Genomic DNA, 6,350 nt, shown 5'->3' on the forward strand with positions numbered 1-6,350 from the left:
TGTCTAAAAATTTTTGTTACTTAGAATTTTTTAACCCTTCTATTTCTTCTTCTAATAAATAACGCCATTTACCATATTCTAAATTTCCAAGTTCAATATTAAGAATTCTTATTCTTTCTAATTTTTTAACATTATATCCAAAAACTTTGCTCATTCTCCTAATTTGTTTATTAAGACCTTGCGTCAAAACAATGTTAAATGTATCTTCCGAAATTCTTCTTACTTTGCAATGTCTTGTTTTTACATTACATATTTCAACACCACTTGTCATTCCTAAAATAAATTCATTATTAAAAGGTCTATCTAAAGTAACTATATATTCTTTTTCATGTTCATTTTCTGATTCTAAAATATTGTTAGCTAAATCCCCATCATTAGTTAACAATATTAATCCTTGAGATGCTTTATCTAATCTACCTACAGGAAATATATATTCAGGATAATCCATAAAATTTATTATATTATTTTCAACTTCATCTGCTGCAGTACAGGTTACTCCTACTGGTTTATTTAATGCTATATAGATTTTTTTCTTTATTGGAAGAGTCTTGTTATCAAGAAGAATTTCATCCTCTAATTCTACCCATTGTCCTTGTATACATGGAATTCCATTTACAATTATTCTATTTTCTTCAATGAGCTTACTAGTATCTTTTCTTGAACAAATACCTAAATTACTAAAAAGTTTGTTTATTCTCATATTTTATATCCCAACCTTACAAGCTTAATGATACATATAAATTCTACTCTATATTAGTAGGTAATATTATAACAAATTCACAGCCTTTTCCAATATCACTATTAATATATATTTTTCCCTTATGTAAATCTATAATATGTTTGGTTATAGTTAATCCTAATCCACTGCCACCTTTTGATTCTGAATTTGCATCTACAATTTGATTAAATCTATCAAATATAGCTTTATGATATTTAGGATCTATTCCTATTCCAGTATCTTTAACTTTAATTATGACTTTATTATTTAAATCTTTTAAAGTTACTTTTATTTCTCCGCCTTCTGGTGTAAATTTAGCTGCATTACTTACTAAATTAACTATACATCTTTCAATTTCATAACTATCACACATTATAACTTTTTCTTCAACTTCCGGATCTATAATTAGGTGTATTCCTTTATTTTCAATATAATCTTTTAAACTCAAAGATGTTTCCTCAACTAAATATACTATATCATTTTCTTTAAAATTTGTTTCATATCTTCCACTTTCAATTTTATTTGTATCTATTATATTATTTATTAACCTTAATAATCTATTTGAATTTCTTTTTATTATCTTCATATAATAATTTAACTTTTCTTTATCTATTCCATCATCTTGTTTGTTTAATTCTGATATAAGCTGTTCTGTAGATGAAATAACATTTAAAGGTGTTCTAAGTTCATGAGAAAGATTAACAAAGTAATTATTCTTATTTCGCTCTAAGTCAATAACTTTATTTAATAATTTGCTATTTTTGTCCATCTCTTCCCTTAACTGCTTAGTTCTTTTTTCAACCATTCTATCAAGATTCTTCATTTTATTAAGACTTAAATAAATTATTAGTATAGATATAATTAAATATAGTATTATTGCTTGTTTACTTTTCCATAATGGTGGTTTTATAGTAAATGTAATTTGGCTTTCATCACTTAGACTCCCATCCGGCATTTCAACTTTTGCTTTTAATATATGATTCCCTGATTTTATATTATTATAAGTAAATTCATTAGAATTTCCCATATTCCAATCACTATCTATCCCCTCCAACTTATAAAAATACTTTATAGCATCTCTATTCTTATAATCTGGAACAAACATTTTAACTCTAACCATATTTTCATCTGAATTAAATTTTAATCCATCTATATTTTTATATTTTTTTCCCTTTACTTCAAATGCTTCAAAAAAAACTTTAGGTAAACTTCTGTTTTTATTTATTTCTGATGGATTAAATATATTTAATCCATTAATACCTCCAAATAAAAATTCTCCCTTACTATTTTTAAAATAACTATTTCCATTAAATTCATTGCTTTGAAGTCTATTTGATATATTTAAATTAGTAAATGTATTGTTACTTATATCTAATTTTGATATTCCATTATTAGTACTTACCCAAGGATTATCATAATCATCTATTAAAATTCCATAAATATTATTATTAGCAAGTCCATTTTTTTCTGTGTATCTTGTAAATTTTTCTGTATTCTTATCTAATTTATTTAGTCCGTATTTAGTGCCTATCCATATATTATTTTTTCTGTCCTCTACTATTGAAACTATAGCATTACAACTTATAGCATTGTTATCGCCTTCAACTTTAGTATAATTTTTTATAGTCATATCCCGTGGATCTAATCTTACTAATCCTCCGTTCATATATAACCCTATCCAGTACATTCCTTCTTTATCCTGATATATACTATCAACATAAGTATCTACTATATTATTGTTTTTTAAAATATATGTCATATCTACTACAGTATCATCTTTTAAATTTAAAACATTAACTCCATCTGCTGTTCCTATCCATAAGCAATCTTTATTATCTATAAATAAAGTTCTTATTTTATTGTTAGTTAATCCATTCTCAGTTGTATACACTTTAATTTCATTAGTATTTTTATCAATTTTATTTAAACCATTGTCTGTAGCTACCCAAATTTCATTTTTTCTTCCAGTTATAAATTTAATTTTGTCACTTATAAGATCACTATTTTTAGAATTTATTCTTGTTACATTTTCAGTTTTAGGATTCATTATATTTAATCCCTTATTAATAGTACCTATCCAAACTAATCCTTCACTATCTTCATAAATCCCTTGTATTGAGTTGTCACTTATCGTGTTTTTTAAAAAAGGATCATATTTATAATGTTTTATTCCATTGCTAGGATCAAAAGTGCTAATTCCAGAAGATGTACCTACCCACATTAATCCTGTAGAATCCTCCATTATAGAAAAAGTGCTTTTGTTTATTAAACTAAATTTATCATATACTCTATTTATATAAGTAGTAAAATTATCCTCATCTTCATTGTACATAGATAGTCCATAATCTGTACATACCCATACTACTCCCCTACTGTCTTTTAAAATATCTTTAACTACTCCACCCTTTAATTTTCCTTTTTCAAATTCTCTTTTTCCTTCAAAACTTCCAGTTTTATATTTAACTATATTATTTGTTTTTATATCTACCTTTAATAATCCAGCTCCAGATGTTCCTACCCATACTTGTCCATTCTTATCTGAATATACCTTATGTATAGAGTTTTTATAGTCATTATTAGTATTATATAAAAATTCTATATCTTTAGTTTTCATATTTACTTTATTTAATCCATTCTCAGTTCCAATCCATATATTATTATCTTCATCTTCATCTAAACTATATATAACCTGATTAGTAAGAACTTGTTGATTATTACTATATAAAATTCTTTCAAACTTGTCTTCATTTTCATTATAAATATTTAACCCATCAGCTGTAGCAACTAATATTTTTTGGTCATTAGTAATTAAAATATCACAAATGTTATAATTAGATAAATTTCCTTGTGATTCCTTATCATAATAGTTCTCAATAGTATCATCTTTTAAATTAATCTTACTCAATCCATTTGCTGTTCCAACCCATAAATTACCTGATTTGTCTTCTTTAATTACTGTTATGCTGTTACTTGAAATACTATTATTTGAATTTTCTTCATATTTATAAACTTTAAATTCTTTTCCATTATACTTATTTAATCCATCATGAGTACCTATCCAAATATATCCTCTGCTATCCTGAAAAATGTCTTCTACACTAGATTGAGATAATCCATCATCTATACTAATACTTTTAAAATTAATATTATTGTATGCCTTAACATCATTTTGAGTATTTATTATTAAGAAACTAAAAAATATTACTACAATCATTATTTTTTTCAATATTAATCTCTTTTTCATAATTTCTCCCTTTTCGACAATATTTATATAAATAATTATACTACAATACTATTTTTTAATACAATATTTTATATTAATAGTTTAATATTCCTAGTTAATTTTATTTTATTTTTAAATATTTTAAATTTTTTTACATAATTTAAGTAAAAAATCACCTTTTAGTAAAACCAATTATTATAATATTTTCTATCTATATAAAAATATCTATTTTAAGAGGCTGTTGCAAAACTAACTTTCAAGTTAGTTTTGCAACAGCCCCATTTTTGGTTAAGCCTCAAAAGTACTTTGATCAATCCATTTATAATTAGGCTTAATTTCTTTTATTTCTTCTACTAATTTAAATAATGCTATATCTTTTTGTTTGCATTCAAGCATAACATCAAAATCTCTATCTATAACTTTAGTTTTTTCAATAAATTCTACAAAATCATTTGCATTTATGAATTCTGAGTGTTTTCTATCTTTTTCATGATCCTTAGGGCTAGAAAAATGAACTTTAGGTGGTAATGACTCTTCATTCCAAGTATTAAAAATACCTTCAATTAACTCCATTATGTTTTCTCCAGAATTATTACAATTATGATGATGAACATCTAATACCATAGGTACTTTTAATTCTTTAGATATATTTAAAATTTCACTTGCAGTATAAGTTTTATCATCATTTTCTATAATTAATCTAGACGTTATTTCTGTGGGAAACTCTTTTAAATTTTTAATAAATCTTTTAATCCCCTCTTCTTTTCCTCCTGTAGCTCCACCAAGATGTATTACCATTTTTCCTTCTTTATAATCAAAGTCTTCAAACCACTCTGCTTGACGTATTAAATTTAATTTTGTATTTTTAACAACTTGAGGATTTATACTATTTATAACATTGAATTCATCTGGGTGAGTATCTACCCTCATATTATAATTTTTTATGAGATTCCCTATATATTTAAAATCTTTTCTAAACATCTCTCTATGACCCCAGTACCCCACTTCTGGATGAGTGACTAGAGGAATCAGACCTGATGTTATTCTATAGAAATGTATATTGTTTTCTATATTATATTCAAGTATCTTTATTAAGTCATTTAAGTTAGATAATGCAACTGATTTTAATTTTTCACTCTTCTTTTCTTGTTCTATTATTTTGCTATAATTTTTAAAAGTTACTGTACTAGAACTAGTAACTTTTTTTCCTAAATTCATTGCTATTGAAACATATCCTAATCTTACTTTCATAAATATTCTCCTATATTATCAAAAGAATTACCTATCTTTTATTTTTGTACCAATTAGCTATCCATATTCCTATTAAACATACTATAATAAATATTACTAAAATTATATACCAAGGCATAATTAACACATCCTTATAAACTTTATTCTTATTTTATAAGGATGTGTTATTTTAGATATATTTATTCTTTTAAGCAAGATTACTTTTTATTCATATCTAATATAGTGTTATCTTTTTATTATCATCTATATAATAAACTTAATTTATAGACTTAATGCTATACCTATCTTTTACAGTCACAACTCTAATCTTTAAAACATTAAGAAGTTTTTCTAAACTTTTAACTTGATTTATATATTTTATGTTATTCTTTGCAATTAATTTTTCTATTATTTTAATAATATCAGATTTTTCGTCTTCAGTTATTTTACAGTTATTTTTTAGACATTCTCTATTTATATAAGTTAATGTAGTCCAAATTTGTTCTTCCGATATTTTATTTATATCCATTAATACCCATGTGAAATCTTTTCTTCTGTTCTTTTCTGGGTAAGCTTTTTTAAAAAATGTTATAAATCCATTTTCTTTTTTAGGATCTTTTATTGAAACATACTTCCCAAGCTGTGATTTAAGTTGATTTTTTAAATACATAATAGTGTTTGGTTTTATTTTATCAGCCATAGCATCTATGCTATCATAAATAAAATTATAAGTATCTTGAATTTGCTCTTCATTAACATTTGATTTTTTAAGTATTCTCATTTTTTCTATATAGTCTAATACATTTTTCTTACAATCTAATTCTTTATTATATATCTTTTCCCATATTTCTTTTGCGCTTAATCCTTCTAACATTATAACTTCTTCCATATTACGTCATCCTCTGCATATTATTATTTACTAGTTTTACTTAAATATAATCATATCATATTACTCATAAACTTAAAAATTTCACTTAAAATATTGTACAATATTTAAATAAACTACCTCCTTATTATATTTGATACTTTATTTTAATTTATGGCTCTGTTTTAAATGCGTGTTGATATATACAATAGGTAAAGTGGCATTGTAATTGGACTATACTCATTTTAGCATTCCTAAGTTCAATTACTCAGTCCACTTTGCTTATGCATATATCAACACTCTGCTAAAACATA

Annotated in this window: 4 protein-coding genes; all 4 read right to left on the reverse strand. The window is 24.2% G+C overall.

The features are described 5' to 3' along the window. Positions 1-16: 16 nt before the first annotated feature. Complete coding sequence (locus RGC78_RS04700; protein ID WP_252226120.1) at positions 17-700, reverse strand: RNA pseudouridine synthase; 684 nt, start codon at positions 698-700, stop codon at positions 17-19. 43 nt (positions 701-743) lie between these two features. Next, positions 744-3,962 (reverse strand): ligand-binding sensor domain-containing protein, encoded by a 3,219-nt coding sequence (locus tag RGC78_RS04705; protein WP_309556129.1) that lies wholly within the window; start codon positions 3,960-3,962, stop codon positions 744-746. A 267-nt stretch (positions 3,963-4,229) separates the two neighbouring features. After that, entirely contained in the window at positions 4,230-5,192 is a 963-nt protein-coding gene (gene uvsE / locus RGC78_RS04710) for a UV DNA damage repair endonuclease UvsE (protein WP_309556130.1), read from the reverse strand. A gap of 256 nt (positions 5,193-5,448) precedes the next feature. Continuing rightward, complete coding sequence (locus RGC78_RS04715; RefSeq protein WP_252213165.1) at positions 5,449-6,060, reverse strand: hypothetical protein; 612 nt, start codon at positions 6,058-6,060, stop codon at positions 5,449-5,451. Between the last annotated feature and the right edge of the window lie 290 nt (positions 6,061-6,350).

The organism is Clostridium aquiflavi (genome assembly GCF_031344075.1).
Lineage (GTDB): Bacteria > Bacillota > Clostridia > Clostridiales > Clostridiaceae > Clostridium > Clostridium aquiflavi.